Here is a 19,265-nt window from a genome sequence, read left to right as displayed (position 1 = left end):
AGAGTGCCCAGGAACGCGTAGGTGCCCGGATGCGCCCAGGTGCCCAGGAGACGGTCAGGGCGCTGGGGGATACTGGCGGGCATGAGCGTTTCCCTCGGCATGCCGTCGGCCCCGCCGCCGTCGATCAACCAGCTGACTCCCCGCCGGGTCTCCCGCAAGATCAAGGTCGGCAGCGTCGACGTCGGCGGCGACGCCCCGATCTCCGTGCAGTCGATGACGACGACCCCGACGACGGACATCAACGCGACGTTGCAGCAGATCGCCGAGCTGACCGCCTCCGGGTGCGACATCGTGCGAGTCGCCTGCCCGAGCCAGGACGACGCCGACGCGCTCCCGGCGATCGCGAAGAAGAGCCAGATCCCGGTCATCGCCGACATCCACTTCCAGCCCAAGTACGTCTACGCGGCGATCGACGCCGGCTGCGCCGCGGTGCGCGTGAACCCCGGCAACATCCGCAAGTTCGACGACCAGGTCAAGCAGATCGCGCGGGCCGCCAAGGACGCCGGGGTGAGCATCCGCATCGGCGTCAACGCCGGCTCCCTCGACAAGCGGCTCTACGAGAAGTACGGCAAGCCGACGGCCGAGGCGCTCGTGGAGTCGGCCGTGTGGGAGGCGAGCCTGTTCGAGGAGCACGACTTTCACGACTTCAAGATCAGCGTCAAGCACAACGACCCGGTCGTCATGATCAAGGCCTACGAGCAGCTCGCCCAGCGCGGCGACTGGCCGCTGCACCTCGGGGTCACCGAGGCGGGACCGGCGTTCCAGGGCACGATCAAGTCCTCCGTCGCGTTCGGCGCGCTGCTGTCCGAGGGCATCGGCGACACGATCCGGGTCTCGCTGTCGGCGCCGCCCGTGGAGGAGGTCAAGGTCGGCAACCAGATCCTGCAGAGCCTCGGCCTCAAGCCCCGCAAGCTCGAGATCGTCTCGTGTCCGTCGTGCGGTCGCGCGCAGGTCGACGTCTACACGCTCGCCGACCAGGTGACCGCCGGGCTCGAGGGCATGACGGTGCCGCTGCGGGTCGCGGTCATGGGCTGCGTCGTCAACGGCCCCGGGGAGGCCCGCGAGGCCGACCTCGGGGTCGCCTCCGGCAACGGCAAGGGGCAGATCTTCGTCAAGGGCGAGGTCATCAAGACCGTGCCCGAGGCCGACATCGTCGAGACCCTCATCGAGGAGGCCATGCGCATCGCCGAGGAGATGGGGGAGCCCGTCGACGAGGAGGCCGCGGGCGCCCCGAGCGTCACCGTCGGCTGAGCCGTGAGGGTTTCGACACGAGTCGTTGACACACGGCGGCGCGAGCGCGGGCGCCCGTAATACGAGCCACACGACCGTGCAATCTGCCCCGGCGAGCATGCAGGCGTAGCCAGTTCATCTCGCCGGAAGGTTGCGCTCCATGTTGTCGAAGAACGTCTTCCTCCAAGGCATCTTCAGTTTTTCCGGGCAGGGCCTGAGCACACCGGAACTCATCGACGAATCCCTGACGCACCGGGTGCCCGACGGCGTCGTCAACCAGGCGCTGTACTTCCGCGGCGGCAACACCAGCGACGACGTCATCGTCGTCAGCCTCGTGCGCGACGGGGCCGTCATGCGGCTGTTCCCGATCGGCGCGCGCGCCGACACGCACGTGCCGCTGCGGGTCGTCGAGGACATCATCGGCGGCAGCGAGATCGCCCTGCACGTGGCGGCCCCTGCGGGCGTCGACGGGCAGGTCGTCGTCGACCTGGGGATGGTGGAGGTCTGATGACGGCGACCCTGGAGCCGGTGGCCACGCCCGGCGCGACCGACCACCCCGACTCCCGCAGCCGGCTCGTCGTCATCGGCAACGGCATGGCCGGGGCCCGGGCGGTCGAGGAGATCCTCGCGCGCGGCGGCGCGGAGAAGTTCGCGGTGACGATCTTCGGCGAGGAGCCGTACGGCAACTACAACCGGATCATGCTCTCCCACGTGCTCGCCGGGGAGCAGACCGACGACGACATCTACCTCAACGCCCTCGACTGGTATGAGGAGCACGGCGTCACGCTGCACGCCGGGGTCGCGATCACCCGTATCGACCGGTTCGCCAAGGCGGTCATCGGCTCCGACGGCTCGATCACGCCGTACGACACGCTGATCGTCGCCACCGGCTCCCGGGCGTTCATCCCCGACGTGCCCGGTATGCGCACCGACGACGGCGCCCTGCGCGACGGGGTGTACGCGTTCCGCACCATCGACGACACCCGCGGCATGCTCGCCCGGGCCGCGCGCATGACCGGTGAGCACAACCGCGCCGTCGTCATCGGAGGCGGTCTGCTCGGCCTCGAGGCCGCCCACGGGCTCAAGCACCACGGTCTCGAGGTGGTGCTCGTGCACAGTTCGGACCACCTGATGAACGCCCAGCTCTCGCCGGAGGGCGGCGCGATCCTCGCCCGCAAGATCCGCGGCCTGGGCATCCACGTGCTCACGGGGGCTCGCACGACCGGCGTGCTCCACGACGGGGACGACGGGCCGGTGACGGGAGTTCGCTTGCGGGACAAGGAAAACGTGCCGTGCGACATGATCGTCGTCGCCACGGGCATCCGCCCCGAGGTCACGCTCGCGCAGAGCAGCGGCCTCGACGTCGAGCGCGCGATCCTCGTCGACGACCGGATGCGCTCGCTGGACGACCCCGACATCTACGCCGTGGGGGAGTGCGTGCAGCACCGCGGCGAGGTGTACGGGCTCGTCGCGCCGCTGTGGGAGCAGGCGGGCGTGCTCGCCGACCACCTCACCGGCGCCGACCCCGAGGCGGCCTACCACGGCACCCGCACGGCGACGAAGCTCAAGGTCGCCGGCGTCGACGTCACGGCGATGGGTCTGAACGCGCCGGAGCGCGACGACGACGAGCAGGTCGTGTTCTCCGAGCCGCGGCGCGGCGTGTACAAGTCGGTCATCGTGCGTGAGGACAAGGTCATCGGCGCGACCGTGCTCGGCGACACCCGCAAGGTCGGATTCCTCACACAAGCCTTTGATAAGGGCTTGCCGCTGCCACAGGATCGTGTGGAGTTGCTGTTCGACCTCGGCGGTCCGAGCGAGGAGGCCGGGGTGGCCGAGCTCGCCGACGACGCCCAGGTGTGCAACTGCAACGGGGTGAGCAAGGGCGAGATCGTCGCCTCCGTGCGCGGCGGCTGCCGCAGTCTCGGGGCGGTCATGGACGCCACCCGCGCCGGCAAGGGCTGCGGCTCGTGCAAGGAGATGGTCGGCGAGATCGTCGACTGGGCGTGCGGGGGCGCGGCCGACGTCGACGAGTCGGCGAGCTGGTACGTGCCGGGGGTGCCGTTGGCCAAGCCGGAGCTCATGGCGGCGATCCGGGAGCAGCGGCTGCGGTCGGTCTCCGCGGTGTTCGCGGCGCTCGCGCCGCAGGGCGCCGAAGACGCGAAGTCGAAGATGGGGCTGGCCTCGCTGCTGCGGATGATGTGGGGCGCCGACTACGTCGACGAGCGCGACGCTCGGTTCATCAACGACCGGGTGCACGGCAACATCCAGAAGGACGGCACGTTCTCGGTCGTGCCGCAGATGAAGGGCGGGGTGACGAGCCCCGACCAGCTGCGGCGCATCGCCGACGTGGCGGACAAGTACCGCGTGCCGATGGTCAAGTGCACCGGCGGGCAGCGCATCGACCTGCTCGGCGTGCGCAAGGAAGACCTGCCGGCGATGTGGGCCGACCTCGACATGCCCAGCGGCTTCGCCTACGGCAAGAGCTTTCGCACCGTCAAGACGTGTGTGGGGCAGGAGTTCTGCCGGTTCGGCACGGGCGATTCGACGAACCTCGGTATCGCCCTGGAGTCGCGCTTCCAGGGGCTGGAGTCGCCGGCGAAGATCAAGCTGGCCGTCTCGGGATGCCCGCGTAACTGCGCCGAATCGCTGTGCAAGGACGTCGGGGTCGTCGCCGTCGAGGGCGGCCGCTGGGAGATCTACGTCGGCGGGGCCGCGGGCGCGCACATCCGCAAGGGCGACCTGCTCGCCACCGTCGACGACCCCGAGGCCGTGACGCGGCTGTCGGGCCGGTTCATCCAGTACTACCGCGAGAACGCGACGTGGCTGGAGCGCACCTACGCGTTCGTGCCGCGGGTCGGCATCGAGGAGCTGCGCGCGATCGTCGTCGACGACTCCCAGGGGCTCGCGGCCGGGCTCGACGCCCGTCTCCAGGAGTCGGTGGACGCCTACGTCGACCCGTGGGCCGAACGCGCGGCGCCGGTGACGCCCGGGCAGTTCCGCACGTCGCTGCCGCTGACCGTGCTGCCGCAGGTGCCCGACCGGGGTGGTGAGACGCCGTGACGACGACCGAGGTGGCGGTGGCGGCGCTGACCGACCTGGCGGTCGGGGAGGGCCGGGCGTTCGACGTCGGCGGGCGGCAGGTGGCGCTGTTCCGGTTGCGCGACGGGCGGGTCGTGGCGCTCGACGCCGTGTGCCCGCACCGCGGCGGACCGCTGGCCGACGGGCAGCTCGACGGGCGGGTCGTCGTGTGCCCGCTGCACCAGAACGCGTTCGAGCTGGAGACGGGTCACTGTGCGACCGGCGCCCCCGACACGCGCTCCTATCCGGTGCGCGTCGACGACGACGGCCGGGTGTTCGTCGCGACCGGCTGAGGCCGGTGTGGCGGCTCGGGCTCCGGCGTCGGTGCGGCACGGGCTCCGGCACGAGCTCCGACACGAGCTCCGGCGCGGGCTTCGGCGCGGGTTCCGATGCACCCCGGCTCCGATGCGGCAAAGCGGCGCGCGCCCAGGCACACTAGGCGCATGCTGCGGGCGAGTCGGGAGGTCAGAGCGCTGCGTCCGCACGAGCGGGGGCTGGCGCAGGAGCTGTGCGCCCGCGACCCGATCGCGTACGTGTACGTGGCCGCGCGGCTGGCCGAGATCGACCTGCGTCGCTCGCGGGGGCCGTTGCTGGCGTACTGTCCGCGCGGGGAGCCGGAGGCGCTGTGCTGGCAGGCGGCCAACCTCGTGCCGGTGGAGTGCCACGCGGCGGCCGCGGGGGCGTTCGCGGCCCGGCTCCGGCGGCAGCAGTCGCAGTTCTCCTCGATCTTCGGCATGGACGCGCAGGTCGAGGTGCTGTGGACAGAATTGGCCGACTGGTGGCACGACCCGCTGGACCTGCGACACGACCAGCCGTTGCTGGCGATCGGGCCGCGCGACGGGCTCGGCGCGCCGATCGACGAGCGGGTGGCGCCGGCGAGCATCGACGAACTCGAACTCATCGTGCCGGCCGCCGCGGCGATGTTCACCGAGGAGATCGGGTACGCGCCGTACGCCGACCGGCCGAGCCGGGCCGCCTACTGGAACACCAACCGCGCGATCATCGAGCGCGGCCACTGCCTGCGGATCATCGAGAACGGCGAGGTGCTGTTCAAGGCGGAGATCGGGTCGGTGGCGCTCGGCGCGTGTCAGGTGCAGGGCGTGTGGATCGACCCGCGGCAGCGCGGCCGGGGCCTGGCGGCGCCCGCGATGGCGGCGGTCGTCGCGTACGCCCGGGAGCACTTCGCGCCGGTCGTCAGCCTCTACGTCAACTCCTACAACGTGCAGGCGCTGGCCACCTACCGCCGCGTCGGCTTCACCCAGCGCGCCACGTTCTCCACGATCCTGCTCTGAGCGCTCGCCCCCCACTCGGCCGAAGGCTGCCCTTTCGGTCGAGGGCTCCGGCTACAGCCCTAGCCCCCGGCCGAAAGGGCAGCCTTCGGCCGGGGTGGTGCGTATAGCCTTCGGCCGGGGTGGGTGGGGGCCGATACTCTGGCTGGCGAATCGCCCGCGACCGACGAGGAGCACACGTGTCCGTCACCCGCATGTCCGCCCTGTTCCTGCGCACCCTGCGAGAGGACCCGGCCGACGCGGAGCTGCCCGGCCACAAGCTGCTCGTGCGCGCCGGCTACGTGCGCCGTGCCGCCCCCGGCATCTACTCGTGGCTGCCGCTGGGGCTGCGGGTGCTCACCAAGGTCGAGACCATCGTCCGCGAGGAGATGGACGCGATGGGCGCCCAGGAGGTGCGCTTCCCGGCGTTGCTGCCGCGCGAGCCCTACGAGGCCTCGGGGCGCTGGACCGACTACGGCGACAACCTGTTCCGCCTCCAGGACCGGCGCGGCAACGACATGCTGCTGGGCCCCACGCACGAGGAGATGTTCACGCTCGTCGTCAAGGACATGTACTCCTCGTACAAAGACCTGCCGCTGGCGCTCTACCAGATGCAGATCAAGTACCGCGACGAGGCGCGTCCGCGGGCCGGGCTGCTGCGCGGGCGCGAGTTCATCATGAAGGACTCGTACTCCTTCGACGTCGACGACGCCGGGCTCGAGGCGTCCTACCAGCGGCACCGCGCGGCGTACATCAAGATCTTCGACCGGCTCGGGTTCGACTACGTCATCGTGCAGGCGACGTCGGGGGCGATGGGTGGTTCGGCCTCCGAGGAGTTCCTCGCGATCTCCCCGAACGGCGAAGACACGTTCGTCACGTGCGACGCCAGCGGGTACGCCGCCAACGTGGAGGCGGTGCAGGTGCCGCAGGCGCCCGACGTGCCCGACGACGTCGTCGCGACGACGCCGCAGGCCGTCGAGCTGGACACGCCGAACACCCCGACGATCGAGACGCTCGTCGACGTCATGAACTCCGCCCACCCGCGCGAGGACGGCCGGGCGTGGACGGCGGCCGACACGCTGAAGAACGTCGTCGTCATGCTGCGCCAGCCCGACGGCGCCCGCGAGCCGCTCATCGTCGGCCTGCCCGGCGACCGGCAGGTCGACCTCAAGCGCCTCGAGGCGCAGGTGTCGCCGGCCGTCGTCGAGGACTTCACCGAGACCGACTTCGAGGCGCACTCGATGCTCGTCAAGGGCTACATCGGGCCCGCGGTCATGGGCCCCAACCCGGGCCTGGCCGACGACGACGCGCGGCGGCTGCGGTTTCTGCTCGACCCGACGATCGCCCGCGGCTCCGCGTGGGTGACCGGCGCGAACAAGCCGGGCGTGCACGTCGCCTATCTCGTGTACGGGCGCGACTTCGAGGCCGACGGCATCATCCACGCCGCCGAGGTGCGCGACGGCGACCCGAGCCCCGACGGTGCGGGGCCCCTGCGTACGGCCCGCGGCATCGAGATGGGCCACATCTTCCAGCTCGGGCGCAAATACGCGCAGGCCCTGGGGCTGCAGGTGCTCGACGAGCACGGCAAGCTCGTCACGGTGACGATGGGCTCCTACGGCATCGGCGTGTCTCGGGCGGTCGCCGCGATCGCCGAGGAGAACCACGACGAGGCGGGGCTGGTGTGGCCGCGGGAGGTCGCGCCCTACGACGTGCACGTCATGGCCACCGGCAAGGACGCCTCGGTCTTCGAGGAGGCGGGCCGGCTCGCCGACGAGCTGACCGCCGCCGGGCTCGACGTGCTCTACGACGACCGGCCCAAGGTGAGCCCCGGCGTGAAGTTCAAGGACGCCGAGATCATCGGGGTGCCCACGATCGTCGTCGTCGGCCGCGGCCTGGCCGACGGGGTCGTCGAGATCAAGGACCGCCGCAGCGGCGAGCGCCGCAACGTGCCGGTGGCCGACGCGGTCGAGGAGGTCGCCCGCGAGGTGCGCGGCGCGTGAGTGCGGCCGGACCTGCGGGCGATGCGGGCGGCTCGGCGGGAGGGTCGTCCCCGGTGGAGGCGGTGATCTTCGACTGGGGCGGCACGCTGACTCCGTGGCACACGATCGACCACCTCGCGCAGTGGGAGGCGTTCGCGGCCGGGTCCGGCGCGCCGCAGGAGGCGCGGCCCGGGCTCGCGACCCGGCTCCTGGAGGCCGAGGCGCACCTGTGGGCGCGGGCCCGCGGGGAGGGGCACCGCAGTGGCGCGCTCCCGGAGGTGCTGGCGGCGGTCGGGCTCGACCCCGTCTCCCCGCGCGTGGCCGCGGGGCTCGCCGCGTACCGGGAGTTCTGGGTGCCGCACACGATCACGCACCCGCAGGTGCGGCCGCTGTTCGAGGGGCTGCGCTCGCGCGGGCTGCGGATCGGGGTGCTGTCGAACACGCTGTGGAGCCGGGAGTATCACCGCGGGGTCTTCGAGCGCGACGGCGTACTCGGGTTCATCGACGGTGACGTGTACTCCAGCGAGATCGCGCACACCAAACCGCACCCGCAGATCTTCGCGGAGGCGGCCCGGCGCGTCGGGGTGCCCGCGGCGCGGTGCGTCTACGTCGGCGACCGCGCGTTCGAGGACATCCACGGCGGTCACGAGGCCGGCATGCGCGCGATCCTCGTGCCGCACAGCGACATTCCGCTCGACCAGCTCGTCGAGATCGACGCCGTGCCCGACGCCGTCGCGCACGAACTCATCGACATCCTGAGCATCCTGGATACCTGGGCGTCGCGGCGGTGAGCGCGCGCGCCGCCTCCCGGTGACGCGGCAGTCGCCGCCCGGGGCGGATCGAAGCCCCCCGTGGCGCTGCGAGGGGGCGCTGCGTCGTCTCGGGCTCCCGTGTGTGCCCGCGTGATCCGGGATTCCCGTCGAGCGCGCCTGTCGACCGTGCAAGACTTGTCTTGTAAGTAAGACGAATCGTGTGCGCGATGGAGATGGTGGAGTCATGGAGCATCGGCACCCGAACGACCCGAACCGCCGGTTCTACGGGGCGGTGACGGTCAGTGAGCGGGGGCAGGTCGTCATTCCGGCCGAGGCGCGCCGCGACCTCGGCATCGAGGTCGGCGACAAGCTGCTCGTCTTCGGCGATCTGCGGTTCGGCGTGGCGCTCGGCAAGGCCGACGTGGTCATCGCGCAGTCGCCCGGGCTCGAGGCGCTGCTCGCCGACGGCGGCCCGCGGGGCGGCTCCGGTGCTTCGGGGGCTGCGGGCGCCTCGGATGCCTCGCGCCCCTCGGATCCCTCGGAGGCCGCGACGCCGAAGCGTCGGCGAGAACCGTGACCGAGCGGGGCCGGCGCCTGCTGCCGTCGGTGTTGGCGCAGGTGTTCGCGCCGATTGTCGCGGTGCCGTTCGTCCTGCACGCCGGGTGGCCGTGGCCGGTGCTCGTCCCGGCCGCCCTCCTCGTCGGGACGCTCGGCTGGTTCGTCGGCACCGGTCTCGGGTACGCACTGGCGCGGTGGCTGCGCCGCGTCTCGTTCGCCCGGCCGGGGCGGGCGGTCTACCCGCTGCTGACACTGCCTCCGCAGGAGGCGGAGCAGGCGGGCGGCAAGGGGCGCTCGCTGGCCCGGCTGCGGCAGGCCGGCCATCCGGTGCCCGACGGGTTCGTCGTGCTCGCCCGGGCCTTCGGTGGTGCCTCCGGTGATGCGCTCAGCGAGGAGGCCGGCCGCGAGGTCGATGCTGAACTGAGGAAGCTGACGCGGCGGTACGCGGCCGCGACGTTCGCGGTGCGCTCCTCGGGTCTCGTCGAGGACTCGGCCACTGCCTCCTACGCCGGGGCCTTCGAGACGGAGTTGCGCGTGCCGGCCGACGAGGTGGCCGCCGCCGTCGTGCGGGTGCATCGGTCGCGGCACGCGGCGCGGGTCGGCGCCTACGTCGCGGCGGTCGGCGAGTCGTGCGGCGACGCGTCCGTCGTGAGCTGTCCCGACGGCCCGACCGGCGCGACCAACCCGGCCGGCGCGACGGGTTCCGGAGAGACCGACAAGCGCGCACATCAGGCACCAAAGGCGGCGGTCGTCGTGCAGCGGATGATCGAAGCCGAGCACGCCGGGGTGCTGTTCACGGCCAACCCCCTGACCGGTGACCTCCGCACGATGGTCGGCAATGTCGTTGCGGGCGTGGCTGAATCGCTCGTAGCGGGTGATGTCGACGCGCCGGAGTTCACGTTCGACCGGCCCGACGGGCGCTACCGGGGGCCCGACGGGCTGCGGCCCGCCGCGCGGCGACTGCACGCGGAGGCGCACGCCGTCGAGAACACCTTCGACGGCGCGGTGCAGGACATCGAGTGGGCCGCGACCGGCACGCGCGTGTGGATCCTGCAGGCACGGCCGGTGACGACGATGACCGGCCGGAATCCGCGCACCGCCGAGCGCAACGACTCGCTGGCCGGTGCCTGCCTGTGGTCGGCGACGAACCTCACCGAGGCCAATCCCGAGCCGCAGACGCCGCTGACGATCTCGCTGAAGACCTACCTGCAGGACCACGGCGGCCCCTCGATCAAGGTCAAGGGTCGCCAGATGGCCGGGTACATCGGAGGTCGTCCTTACGCAAACATCTCTGTGCAGATCAGTGCCCGGGGCCCGAAGGTCGCCGCCGACCCGCGCGCGGCGTACGCGACGCTGGAGCCGGTGTGGGGCCGCCTCCCGAACGGCATTCCCATCCCGACCCTGCCGGTGAGCACAGCCGACTGGAAGACCGAGGGCACCCGCCTCCTCGGCACCGTTGTCACACTGACCCGGCACAAGCGGGACATCCGCGCGTTCCTCGCGACCACCCCCGACCGCTGCCGCCGCGCCCGCGAACGCATCGCCGCCTGCGCCACGCCAGGGCGGCTGCTCACCGAGTGGGAGACCGAGCTGCGCCCCGGATCGCTGCGCGCCTTCTGGGCGGTCATCGCCGCCACCGGGCAGGACCAGGCTGACGTGGAGACCGAGCTGTCCGCGCTCGTCGGGCCGGACGACGCTGCGGCGCTCGCCGGCAATCTCGGCGGGTTGGCCGGTGGTGGGCTGGCGAGCCTGGGGCCGGCGCTCGGCCTGGCGGAGGTGCAGGCGGGGCGGATGACCCGCGCGGAGTACCTCGAGCGGTTCGGGCACCGCGGCTACGACGAGGTCGAGCTCGCGTGGCCGCGCCCCAGCGAGGATCCGGGCTGGCTCGACGAGTCCCTGAGCAGCCCGCCGGCGAGCTCGGTGGGCGCGCCTGCGGTAGACCGGCAGCGGGCCTACGACGAGGCGCTGGCCCGACTCCGCCGCGACCATCCCCGCGCGGCCCGGGGTCTGCAGCGGCGGCTGCGGCGACGGGCCCGGGCGGCGGCCACCCGCGAGTCGGTCCGCTCGGAGGCGGTGCGCTGGACTGGCGTCGAACGCGCCTTCGCCCTACGCGCCGGGGACCTGCTCGGCCTCGGCGACGACGTCTTCTTGCTGACCGCGGACGAGTTGTTCGCCGCCCTCGGCGGCGCCGAGCCGCGCGTCGATCTCGGCGCCCGGCGGGCGGCCTACGAGCGATCGCGGTCGCTGCCTCCGCTGCCCGGGTTCATCGTCGGCCCGATCGACCCGTTCGCCTGGGCCGCCGACCCGGCTCGTCGCACAGACGTCTTTGTGGCTCCCGGTCTCGGTGCCGACGGGCAGCCCACGCCGGAGTCTCAGCCCACTGCGCAGCCGGAGGCGGCGGTCATCACCGGCGTGCCCGGTGCGCTCGGGGTCGTCGAGGGCGTGGTGCGTCGCCTCGACCGGCTCGACGACCAGGCGCGGCTGCTGCCCGGAGAGGTGCTGGTCACCCAGCTGACGAACATCGGCTGGACGCCGGTGTTCCCGCGAGCCGCCGCCATCGTCACCGACCTCGGCGCGCCGCTGAGCCACGCCGCGATCGTCGCCCGCGAGCTCGGGGTGCCCGCCGTCGTCGGCTGCGGCGACGCCACGGCCCGCCTGCGCACCGGAGACCGAGTGCGAGTCGACGGCGCCCGCGGCACCGTCGAACTCCTCCCGCCGGAACGACCCTGACCGACCGCGACCGGCAGTGACAGCGGCCGCCCGCGACCGCGACCGGCAGCGACCGCGGCCGCCCGCGACCTAGCGCGCCCGACCGCCCCAGAACGACCGTGAAAACTGCGTGTCACGGTGAGAACTGCGACACGAACAGCAGTTCCGACCGCGACACGCAGTTTTCAGGGACGTTGAGCTGGGGACGTTGAGTCGGGGGCGTGGGGGCGGGGGCGTGGGGTCAGCGGTTGGTGAGCCAGTAGACGCCGTAGGGCGGGATCCACACGTGGCCGTCGCCGCCGCGGTGCACGGGCTCCCCGGAGAGCTGCTCGACGGAGTCGGCGAGGCCGTACTGGTGCAGGCGCCACCACGGCCAGCTGCGCCATTCCGGCGTCACGTTGTACAGGCCGACGAACGTGCCGATCGGGTGCTCGCGCACGGTGACGAGCACGCCCGGGTCGTCGACCTCGCCGATGTGCACGGGCACGCTCGCGTGCAGGTGCGCCAGCCGCTTGCGGGTCGCGATGATGTGCTGCAGGTCGCTGAACGCCTTGCCGGCCACCGTCGTCGGGTCCTTGCGCTGCGCCACCCGGGCCTCGTCGAGGGCGGGCCGGTGCGCCCACCTGTTGTCCTCCTCGTGGCCGGGAGTCTTCGCCCAGTCCGGGTCGTTCGTCATCGCCAGCTCGTCGCCGGACCAGATGACCGGCAGCCCGCCCCAGCCCATGATCAGCGCGTGCGCCAGCCGCAGCTGCGCGAGCGGCCCCTCGGCGTCGGCGGCACTGTCTCCGGGCGAGATGCCGAGCAGGCTCGCGGCGGTGCCGCTGATCCGCCGGTCGCGGGTGGCCGGGTTCTCCTGGAACACCAGGCCCTGCGCCGGGGAGTCGGGGAACACCCCGGAGTACCAGTCGGACAGGAAGAACCTGTGGTCGAAGCCGTTGAGGCCCACGGCCGCCGCGTCCTCGTCGGAAATCGCCCAGCCGATGTCGTCGTGGCAGCGGTGGTAGGTGATCCACGTCGACGTCGACGGCGCCACCGGCAGGTTCGCCAGCGCATGCGAGGCGAGCCCGACCTCCTTGGTCGCCAGCATCGACCAGATCTGCACCATGAGGCTGTTGTGGTAGGCGAGGTGGCTGACCTTGCCGGTGAACCGCGACGTGCCCAGGTACTGCACGAGCTCGCTCGGCGCGACGATCGCCTCGGCCTTGAAGGCCACCGTCGGGCAGGCCAGTCGGTTCAGCGCGCGCAGCACCTCGGTGATCGAGTGCACCTCGGGCTGGCCCTGGCAGATCGTGCCCATCCGCTTCCACATGAACGCGATCGCGTCGAGCCGCAGCACCTCGACGCCGTGGTTGGCGAGGAACAGGATGATGTCGGCGTACTCGACGAGCACGTTCGGGTTCGACCAGTTGACGTCCCACTGCCACTCGTTGAACGTCGTCCACACCCAGCCGTCGAGGTCGTCGTTCCACGTGAACGAGCCGGGCGCGAAGTCGGGGAAGATCTCCGGCAGCGTGCGCTCGTAGGCGTCGGGCATCGTGCGGTCGGGGTAGATGTAGAAGTAGTCGCGGTAGTGCTGCTCACCGGCGCGGGCCCGCCGGGCCCACTCGTGCTCGGCGGCCACGTGGTTGAGCACGAGGTCCATGACGAGGCTGATGCCGCGCCCCCGCAGGGTCTTCGTCAGGGCGCTCAGGTCGGCCATCGTGCCGAGGTCGGGGCGCACCGTGCGGTAGTCGGCCACCGCGTAGCCGCCGTCGCTGTCTCCCTCTCGAGGGGTCAGCAGCGGCATGAGGTGCAGGTAGGAGACGCCGAGCTCGCCGAGGTAGTCGAGCCGGTTCGCGATGCCGGGCAGGTCGCCGGCGAACCGCTCGGTGTAGCCGGCGTAGCCGACCATGCTCGGCAGCTGCAGCCAGTCCTGGCGCAGCTGCCGGCGCAGGTCGAGGGTGCGCAGCTCGGGGTCGCGCTCGACGTAGGCGCGCGCGGCCATCTCGACGAGGCGGATCGCGGTCTGCTCGACCTGCTCGGTCGTGTACAGGTCGGTGAGGCCGCTGATGACGTCGGGCCACCACCGCTCCAGGCGCAGCAGGAAGATCTCTTGGGTGTCCGCAGGGAGCGGGCTCAGGATGTCGGCGGCAGCGGTGCGCGCGTTCTCGGGGATGGCCATGACCCCATCTTTCTGCACGGCCGCCCGCCAGTGGGGCGTGGGGCCACCCGACCTCCGGGCCTGGTGCGCACGGTTTAGCCGCTTCTCAGCCGGGTGGCGCCACCGTCGCGTCGGCCTGCCCCGCGCGGGCCAGGGAGTCGGCGACGAACCCGCTCGCCTTGAGTTCCTCGACGAGGTCGCGCACCCACGCCGCCGTCGGCTCGGACAGGTCAGGGCGGGTGGCGACGGCCTGCGCGATCTCCTGGAACCGCTCCGGCACGACGCGGTGCCCGGGGTGCGCGTCGACCCACCGGGTCGCCGGCTGGCGCACCCCGGCTCCGGCCTCCAGGCCCTGCTCGAGATAGACGTCGACGCCCTCGGCGCCCCGCACGAGCTGCGCCAGGGTCAGCGTGCGGGTGAGGAACAGGTCGTACGCCGAGCCCTCCTTGACCCCGATGCGCACGCCCTCGCGGTCGGCGTCGCCGACGGAGTGGATGGGGGAGCCGGTCGCCACGACGTACACGCCCTCGATGAGCACGTAGGGGGCGGTGAACGCGACCTGCGCCGCCCGAGCCGGCTCGACCGCGAGGAAGGCGATGTCGGCCCGGTGCTCCACGAGCGCCTCGAACGAGTGCCGCGCCGCTTGCACGCAGGTGAACTCGACCGGCACGTCGAGGCGGGCCGCCGCCTCGGTGGCGAGGTCGACGGTGACGCCGCCGGGGTCGTCGGGGGTGCCGTGGGTGAGCACGGGGTTGCCGAGGTTGATGTGTGCGCGCAGCACCCCGGTCGGGGCCAGTTCGGCACGCACCTGCGTGAGGTCGCTCATGACGCCGTCATCGCGTTGTCCTTGACCCACGCGGCGATGAGGCCGCGGTAGTGCGCGATGAACTGGTCGTGCTCGTGCGGCGGGAAGGTCGCTCGGACCGTCTCGCGCAGGATCCGGTCGAAGTCGGGGCCGGCGAACCAGTCGTGCACCGCCTCCGGCAGGTGCGCCAGGTGCTTGTCGCACCACTCCCAGTAGCGGTCGTTCTCGAAGTGGGCGTCGGCCAGGGCGAGGTAGGCCTCGATCTTGTTCTCGTAGGAGCGGTCCGGGTCGTCGGCGATCGCGAAGTACTTCTTCGTGCGCAGGTCGATCTGGCCCTTGCGGTCGTTGGCGACGCAGTACGCCGACCAGCGCACCAGCGCCGTCATCGCCCACGGGAAGTAGTAGTGCAAGCTCGTGATCGCGACGTCGGGGCAGGCGTTGGCGTAGTCGATGGGGTACACCTCGTCGCCGGCGACGAGCATCTCCGCGGAGTTGAACTCCCACGCGAAAAACGCGTTGACGATCCGGTTGATCGCGTAGCACTCGTGCCCGGCCTTGGCCGAGAGGAAGTTGTGGGAGACCGCGTACCGGTCGTGCATCGGCCGGTCCGGCCGGTACTCCATGACCATCGTCTCCGGGCCGATCGACAGGGCCCGCGCGAACACGTCGTAGTCGACGGTGGCCTGCAGGTGCATGAGCATCTGGCCGGAGGAGTCGTACGCGCTGTGCAGGTCGTCGTTGGTGTTGATGCGGGAGACCCCGCGCCAGCCGCCGCCGTCGAACGGCTTCATGTACATCGGGTAGCCCAGCTCGTCGGCGATCGCGTCGAGGTCGAACGGCAGGTTGTAGTGGCTGGAGGTGTAGGCCCAGCGCACGTTGTCGACCGGGTTCTTGTACGGCACGAGGATCGTGCGCGGCACCTTGAGCCCGAGCCGCAGCATCGCGCAGTACGCGCTGTGCTTCTCCATCGACTGGAAGGTGAACGGGCTGTTGAGCAGGTACGTGTCGTTCATCAGCGCGGCCTTCTTCAACCACTCCCGCGGGTGGTAGTACCAGTATGCGAGCCGGTCGATGACCAGGCCGGGGCGCACCGGGTCGCGCAGGTCGAACGGGCGGATCTTGAGCCGCTCGCTGGTGATCTCGTGGCGGCCGCCGTCGAGGGTCAGCGGCCCGACGAGGCCGAGGATCGCCTCGAACGCCCGCGGCCAGTCGTTCTCCGCGCCGAGCAGGAGACCGATGAGGTGATGGCGGGTGCTGGTCATGACACGGCCTCCTGGCTGCGGGAACGGGCGCAGTCCGGTTCTAGCAGACACCGCTGGGGTCAGCGTGCGATACTCCTGCTCGTCATTACTGCCCGCGGCGGCGGAACCCGGTGAGAATCCGGGGCGGTCGCGCCACTGTGAGGCCCGTCAGGGCCGAGTCAGACCCGCGTCACGGGCATCTCGCACCAGTCGGGGACGCGTGATCCCCAAGGAGGTCGCATGCACATCGCCGAAGGTTTCCTCCCGCCGCTGCACGCCGCGGCGTGGACCGTCGCCGCCGCACCGTTCGTCGTCCACGGGGCCCGTCGCGTCGTCAAGCTCGTGCGCGAGGATCCGCAGTCGCGGCTGCTGCTCGGCGCCGCGGGGGCGTTCACGTTCGTGCTGTCGGCGATCAAGCTGCCGTCGGTCTCCGGCAGTTCCAGCCACCCCACGGGCACGGGCCTGGGGGCGGTGCTGTTCAGACCACCGGTCATGGCCTTCTTGTGCACGATCGTGCTGTTGTTCCAGGCGCTGCTGCTGGCGCACGGCGGGTTGACGACGCTGGGCGCCAACGTGTTCAGCATGGGCATCGTCGGCCCGTGGGTGGGCTTCGCGGCCTGGACGCTGCTGCGCCGCACGCCGCTCGTTGCGATCTTCGCGGCGATGATGCTGGCCGACCTGTCGACGTACGTGACGACCTCTCTACAGCTGGCGCTCGCGCACCCCGACCCGGTCGGCGGCTTCGCCGGCGCGGCCACGAAGTTCCTGTCGATCTTCGCCGTCACCCAGATTCCGCTGGCGATCGCCGAGGGCATCCTCGGGGTGCTCGTATGGCGCCTGCTCACCGGCGTGGCCGCCCCGGAGTTGGCCCGTCTCGGGCTGCCGGTGCCCGGCGCGCCGCGCCCGGCCGCCGCTGCCGCCGAGTCGACGACAGGCGGTGACGTGCGATGAAGCGCCGCTGGTGGATCGACGTGCTGCTCGTCGTCGCGCTCGTCGCGGTCGTCGCTGTCTCGTTCCTGCTGGGCCGCCAGTCCGGAGACGGGGAGTTCGCCGGCACCGACGCGACGGTCTCCCAGGTCATCGAGGACGAGGGGCACCAGCCCTGGTTCCAGCCGTTCTTCGAGCCCGGCTCGGCCGAGCTGGAGTCGGGCCTGTTCGCCCTGCAGGCCGGGCTCGGCGGGGTGGTGCTCGGGTACTGCATCGGGCGCCTGCACGGCCGTCGGCGCCGGGAGGCCGAACCGCCCGTCGCGCGCGAACCCTCGCCGTCGAGCCGGGCGGGCTGAGACGCGCGCATGAGCCGGGGCCTGGCACTCGACAACTCCGCGTGGGACAGTCCGTGGCGGCTGCGCGCAGTGCGCGACAAGGCCGTGCTGGCGGGCGGGCTCATCGCGGCGGCGCTCGTGCTCCCGGCGTGGCCGGGCAGCGTCGTCGTCGCGATCGTCGCGCTCGTCACCCTGCTCGGGCCCGCGCGGGTGCACCCGCGGCTGCTGGCCCGCTGCCTGTCCGGGCCGGCGGTCTTCATCGTCGTCGGCGCGGCCTCGGTGGCGCTCACCCTCACCTGGGAGGGCGGCCCGCGGCTCGGCATGAACGCCGAGTCGGTCGCGGCCGCCGGCTCGGTCCTAGGGCACGCGGTGGCGGGCACGCTGGGGCTGTTCGTGCTCGCCACGACGACCCCGATGGTCGACCTGCTCGCCGCGCTGCGCCGGGCCCGGGTGCCGGACGCGTGCATCGAGGTGGCGGCGTTGATCTACCGGATGCTGTTCGCGCTGCTGGAGTCGGTGCAAGCGATCCACCGGGCGCAGGAGCAGCGGCTCGGGTACGCCGACCGGCGGTCGGCGATGCGGTCGGCCGCCATGGCGGTCGGGGCGGTCATGATGCGCGCCTGGCAGCAGGCCGCCCGCCTGGAAGACGGGCTGGCCGGCCGCGGCTACAGTGACGCGATGCGCACCCTCGACCCGCCGCGGCACGCCTCGGCGCGTTTTCTCGCCGCGAGCGCGGCGGTGCTCGCCGGGGTCGTGGCCCTCACGCTGCTGCTGAGCGGCACCGGGGTCGCGGGGTGGTCGGCGTGAGTCACCTCAGCCTGCGCGCCCGCGGCCTGCGGGCCGGCTACGGCGAGCGCGACGTGCTGTGCGGCGCGGACCTCGACGTCGCCGGTGGCCGCCGGGTCGCGCTGCTCGGCGCCAACGGCTCGGGCAAGACGACGCTGCTGCTCGCCCTCGCCGGGTCGCTGCGGCCGACCGGCGGGCAGGTGCTGCTCGACGAGCGACCCGTCTCCTACAAACGCGACGGGCTGAAGACCCACCGGCAGGCCGTGCAGCTCGTGCTGCAGGACCCGGACGACCAGCTGTTCAGCGCCGATGTCGCGCGTGACGTCTCGTTCGGGCCGATGAACCTCGGGCTGCCGGAGGCCGAGGTGGCGGCGCGGGTGGCCGAGTCGCTGGAGCTGCTCGACATCGCCGACCTCGCCGACCGGCCGGTGCACCGGCTCTCGTTCGGGCAGCGCAAGCGGGTGGCGATCGCCGGGGCGTTCGCGATGCGGCCCTGCGTGCTGCTGCTCGACGAGCCGACGGCGGGCCTCGACCCGGCCGGGGTCGACGACATGGTCGCCGCGCTGGCCCGCCTCGAGGAGGCCGACACGACGGTCGTGCTCGCCACCCACGACGTCGACTTCGCCCTCGCCTGGGCGGAGTCGGCCGCGATCGTCGTCGACGGCGTCGTGCGCCAGGGCGATCCGGGGCAGCTGCTGCGCGACGACGAACTCGTCGCGCGGGCGCGGCTGCGCCGGCCGTGGGTGCTCGAGCTGGCCGCCCGTCTCGGGTTGGCGCACGACCCCGACCTGCCCCCGCTGCGCGACCTCGACGGCATCGCCGCGCGGCTCGCCGCGCCGGCCCGCCCGGTCAGGGGCTCAGGGCACGTGGGCTGAGTGGATAGGCTGCGGAAGATGTCAGCCAGCACCCCGGCAGAGCGGTTACGGACCGCTCTGGACATGTTCGAGCTGGGGGAGCAGATGATGCGTTCGCGCTTGCGGCGTGAGCGCGCTGACATGGATGAGGAGCAGCTCGAGGAGGCCCTGCGCCGCTGGCTGCACGAGCGGCCGGGCGCGGAATTCGGTGACTTCCCGGGTCGCGCATCGGCACGTGTGTTGCGCGGATCGCAGCGGGTGGCCAAGGCGTCGTCGTGAGCGGAGAGCTGTCGGGGGCAGCGGCGCTGGGGCGGCTGGGGCCGTTCGTCGCGATCGAGACCCACGGCGCCGACGAGAGACCGGAGCCGGGCTGGTCGCCGCTGAGCGTGCTGCTGCACCGGCCGGAGGTGTTCGAGGCGCGGGTCGAGGCTGTGCGGGAATCCTTGGCGCAGCGCCGCCCGGTCCGCCCGGGGGCGCCCGGTCGCCCGACGCCGCATCGGGTCGCGGCGTCCGTCGCGCACCTGGGGCTCGTCGCGCGGCTCCTCGCGCCGCAGATCGCGGGCCGCGCGCTCGGGCTCCGGGTGCGGCTCGATCCCGAGCAGG

At 72.3% G+C, this 19,265-nt stretch carries 18 protein-coding genes and 1 riboswitch; of the genes, 15 read left to right on the top strand and 3 right to left on the bottom strand.

Annotated features, from left to right (window positions below; all coding sequences use genetic code 11):
* The first annotated feature begins 81 nt into the window (after positions 1–81).
* The 9 genes from ispG (at position 82) to PINTE_RS05665 (ending at position 11,595) form a co-directional block, all read left to right on the top strand.
* The gene (ispG, locus tag PINTE_RS05705) at positions 82–1,251 is read left to right on the top strand and encodes a flavodoxin-dependent (E)-4-hydroxy-3-methylbut-2-enyl-diphosphate synthase (RefSeq protein WP_068427383.1); all 1,170 of its coding nucleotides are present in this window, start codon (positions 82–84) and stop codon (positions 1,249–1,251) included.
* A gap of 139 nt (positions 1,252–1,390) precedes the next feature.
* A complete protein-coding gene (locus tag PINTE_RS05700) occupies positions 1,391–1,738 on the top strand; it encodes a molybdopterin oxidoreductase (RefSeq protein ID WP_068427381.1) in 348 nt (115 codons plus the stop codon).
* The gene (nirB, locus tag PINTE_RS05695; RefSeq protein WP_068427379.1) at positions 1,738–4,290 is read left to right on the top strand and encodes a nitrite reductase large subunit NirB; all 2,553 of its coding nucleotides are present in this window, start codon (positions 1,738–1,740) and stop codon (positions 4,288–4,290) included. Before PINTE_RS05700 ends, nirB begins: the two co-directional genes overlap by 1 nt.
* Positions 4,287–4,601: a Rieske (2Fe-2S) protein gene (locus PINTE_RS05690; RefSeq protein ID WP_068427377.1), complete on the top strand. Its 315-nt coding sequence runs from the start codon at positions 4,287–4,289 to the stop codon at positions 4,599–4,601. Before nirB ends, PINTE_RS05690 begins: the two co-directional genes overlap by 4 nt.
* Positions 4,602–4,751: 150 nt before the next feature.
* Positions 4,752–5,600 carry a GNAT family N-acetyltransferase gene (locus tag PINTE_RS05685; protein WP_068427375.1) on the top strand — a complete coding sequence of 283 codons (849 nt, stop codon included), beginning with the start codon at positions 4,752–4,754 and terminating at the stop codon, positions 5,598–5,600.
* Between the two features lie 191 nt (positions 5,601–5,791).
* Positions 5,792–7,576 (top strand): proline--tRNA ligase, encoded by a 1,785-nt coding sequence (locus tag PINTE_RS05680; protein WP_068427409.1) that lies wholly within the window; start codon positions 5,792–5,794, stop codon positions 7,574–7,576.
* A complete protein-coding gene (locus tag PINTE_RS05675) occupies positions 7,573–8,346 on the top strand; it encodes an HAD family hydrolase (RefSeq protein ID WP_068427373.1) in 774 nt (257 codons plus the stop codon). Before PINTE_RS05680 ends, PINTE_RS05675 begins: the two co-directional genes overlap by 4 nt.
* Positions 8,347–8,551: 205 nt before the next feature.
* The gene (locus tag PINTE_RS05670) at positions 8,552–8,884 is read left to right on the top strand and encodes an AbrB/MazE/SpoVT family DNA-binding domain-containing protein (protein WP_068427371.1); all 333 of its coding nucleotides are present in this window, start codon (positions 8,552–8,554) and stop codon (positions 8,882–8,884) included.
* Positions 8,881–11,595, top strand: coding sequence for a PEP/pyruvate-binding domain-containing protein (locus PINTE_RS05665; RefSeq protein WP_068427370.1), 2,715 nt, complete (start codon positions 8,881–8,883; stop codon positions 11,593–11,595). Before PINTE_RS05670 ends, PINTE_RS05665 begins: the two co-directional genes overlap by 4 nt.
* Positions 11,596–11,815: 220 nt before the next feature.
* On the opposite strand, the gene PINTE_RS05660 is transcribed toward PINTE_RS05665, so the two are convergent.
* The 3 genes from PINTE_RS05660 to PINTE_RS05650 form a co-directional block, all read right to left on the bottom strand.
* Positions 11,816–13,735 (bottom strand): alpha-amylase family protein, encoded by a 1,920-nt coding sequence (locus PINTE_RS05660; RefSeq protein WP_084343283.1) that lies wholly within the window; start codon positions 13,733–13,735, stop codon positions 11,816–11,818.
* A gap of 85 nt (positions 13,736–13,820) precedes the next feature.
* Positions 13,821–14,540 carry a transporter substrate-binding domain-containing protein gene (locus tag PINTE_RS05655; protein WP_068427368.1) on the bottom strand — a complete coding sequence of 240 codons (720 nt, stop codon included), beginning with the start codon at positions 14,538–14,540 and terminating at the stop codon, positions 13,821–13,823.
* Positions 14,537–15,781 carry an ATP-grasp domain-containing protein gene (locus PINTE_RS05650; RefSeq protein ID WP_068427363.1) on the bottom strand — a complete coding sequence of 415 codons (1,245 nt, stop codon included), beginning with the start codon at positions 15,779–15,781 and terminating at the stop codon, positions 14,537–14,539. The genes PINTE_RS05655 and PINTE_RS05650 overlap by 4 nt, the downstream gene beginning before the upstream one ends.
* Positions 15,782–15,840: 59 nt before the next feature.
* Positions 15,841–15,969, top strand: a riboswitch (cobalamin riboswitch).
* 31 nt (positions 15,970–16,000) lie between these two features.
* Between PINTE_RS05650 and PINTE_RS05645 the strand changes: the two genes are divergently transcribed.
* From PINTE_RS05645 to PINTE_RS05620, 6 genes are all read left to right on the top strand, one after another.
* Positions 16,001–16,711 carry an energy-coupling factor ABC transporter permease gene (locus PINTE_RS05645; protein ID WP_068427361.1) on the top strand — a complete coding sequence of 237 codons (711 nt, stop codon included), beginning with the start codon at positions 16,001–16,003 and terminating at the stop codon, positions 16,709–16,711.
* Positions 16,708–17,043, top strand: coding sequence for an energy-coupling factor ABC transporter substrate-binding protein (locus tag PINTE_RS05640; RefSeq protein ID WP_068427359.1), 336 nt, complete (start codon positions 16,708–16,710; stop codon positions 17,041–17,043). Before PINTE_RS05645 ends, PINTE_RS05640 begins: the two co-directional genes overlap by 4 nt.
* A 9-nt stretch (positions 17,044–17,052) precedes the next feature.
* Complete coding sequence (gene cbiQ / locus PINTE_RS05635) at positions 17,053–17,829, top strand: cobalt ECF transporter T component CbiQ (protein WP_068427358.1); 777 nt, start codon at positions 17,053–17,055, stop codon at positions 17,827–17,829.
* Positions 17,826–18,683 (top strand): energy-coupling factor ABC transporter ATP-binding protein, encoded by an 858-nt coding sequence (locus PINTE_RS05630; RefSeq protein ID WP_068427407.1) that lies wholly within the window; start codon positions 17,826–17,828, stop codon positions 18,681–18,683. Before cbiQ ends, PINTE_RS05630 begins: the two co-directional genes overlap by 4 nt.
* An 18-nt stretch (positions 18,684–18,701) precedes the next feature.
* Entirely contained in the window at positions 18,702–18,941 is a 240-nt protein-coding gene (locus tag PINTE_RS05625; RefSeq protein WP_157087097.1) for a hypothetical protein, read from the top strand.
* The coding region (locus PINTE_RS05620; protein WP_217996509.1) for a hypothetical protein at positions 18,938–19,265 on the top strand (328 nt) is incomplete at its 3' end. The genes PINTE_RS05625 and PINTE_RS05620, both read left to right, overlap by 4 nt.

This window comes from Piscicoccus intestinalis NBRC 104926 (assembly GCF_001515525.1).
Taxonomy (GTDB): domain Bacteria; phylum Actinomycetota; class Actinomycetes; order Actinomycetales; family Dermatophilaceae; genus Kineosphaera; species Kineosphaera intestinalis.
The sequence above is the reverse complement of the archived record's forward strand: the minus strand, read 5'-3'. Positions and strand labels throughout refer to the sequence as shown.

Excerpts from the sequence above, each read along its gene's own strand:
- cbiQ (WP_068427358.1), top strand. The coding sequence starts at position 17,053 with ATGAGCCGGGGCCTGGCACTCGACAACTCCGCGTGGGACAGTCCGTGG.
- PINTE_RS05645 (WP_068427361.1), top strand. The coding sequence starts at position 16,001 with ATGCACATCGCCGAAGGTTTCCTCCCGCCGCTGCACGCCGCGGCGTGG.
- PINTE_RS05655 (WP_068427368.1), bottom strand. The coding sequence starts at position 14,540 with ATGAGCGACCTCACGCAGGTGCGTGCCGAACTGGCCCCGACCGGGGTG.
- PINTE_RS05660 (WP_084343283.1), bottom strand. The coding sequence starts at position 13,735 with ATGGCCATCCCCGAGAACGCGCGCACCGCTGCCGCCGACATCCTGAGC.
- PINTE_RS05700 (WP_068427381.1), top strand. The coding sequence starts at position 1,391 with ATGTTGTCGAAGAACGTCTTCCTCCAAGGCATCTTCAGTTTTTCCGGG.
- PINTE_RS05685 (WP_068427375.1), top strand. The coding sequence starts at position 4,752 with ATGCTGCGGGCGAGTCGGGAGGTCAGAGCGCTGCGTCCGCACGAGCGG.
- nirB (WP_068427379.1), top strand. The coding sequence starts at position 1,738 with ATGACGGCGACCCTGGAGCCGGTGGCCACGCCCGGCGCGACCGACCAC.
- PINTE_RS05680 (WP_068427409.1), top strand. The coding sequence starts at position 5,792 with ATGTCCGCCCTGTTCCTGCGCACCCTGCGAGAGGACCCGGCCGACGCG.
- PINTE_RS05640 (WP_068427359.1), top strand. The coding sequence starts at position 16,708 with ATGAAGCGCCGCTGGTGGATCGACGTGCTGCTCGTCGTCGCGCTCGTC.
- ispG (WP_068427383.1), top strand. The coding sequence starts at position 82 with ATGAGCGTTTCCCTCGGCATGCCGTCGGCCCCGCCGCCGTCGATCAAC.
- PINTE_RS05625 (WP_157087097.1), top strand. The coding sequence starts at position 18,702 with ATGTCAGCCAGCACCCCGGCAGAGCGGTTACGGACCGCTCTGGACATG.
- PINTE_RS05670 (WP_068427371.1), top strand. The coding sequence starts at position 8,552 with ATGGAGCATCGGCACCCGAACGACCCGAACCGCCGGTTCTACGGGGCG.
- PINTE_RS05650 (WP_068427363.1), bottom strand. The coding sequence starts at position 15,781 with ATGACCAGCACCCGCCATCACCTCATCGGTCTCCTGCTCGGCGCGGAG.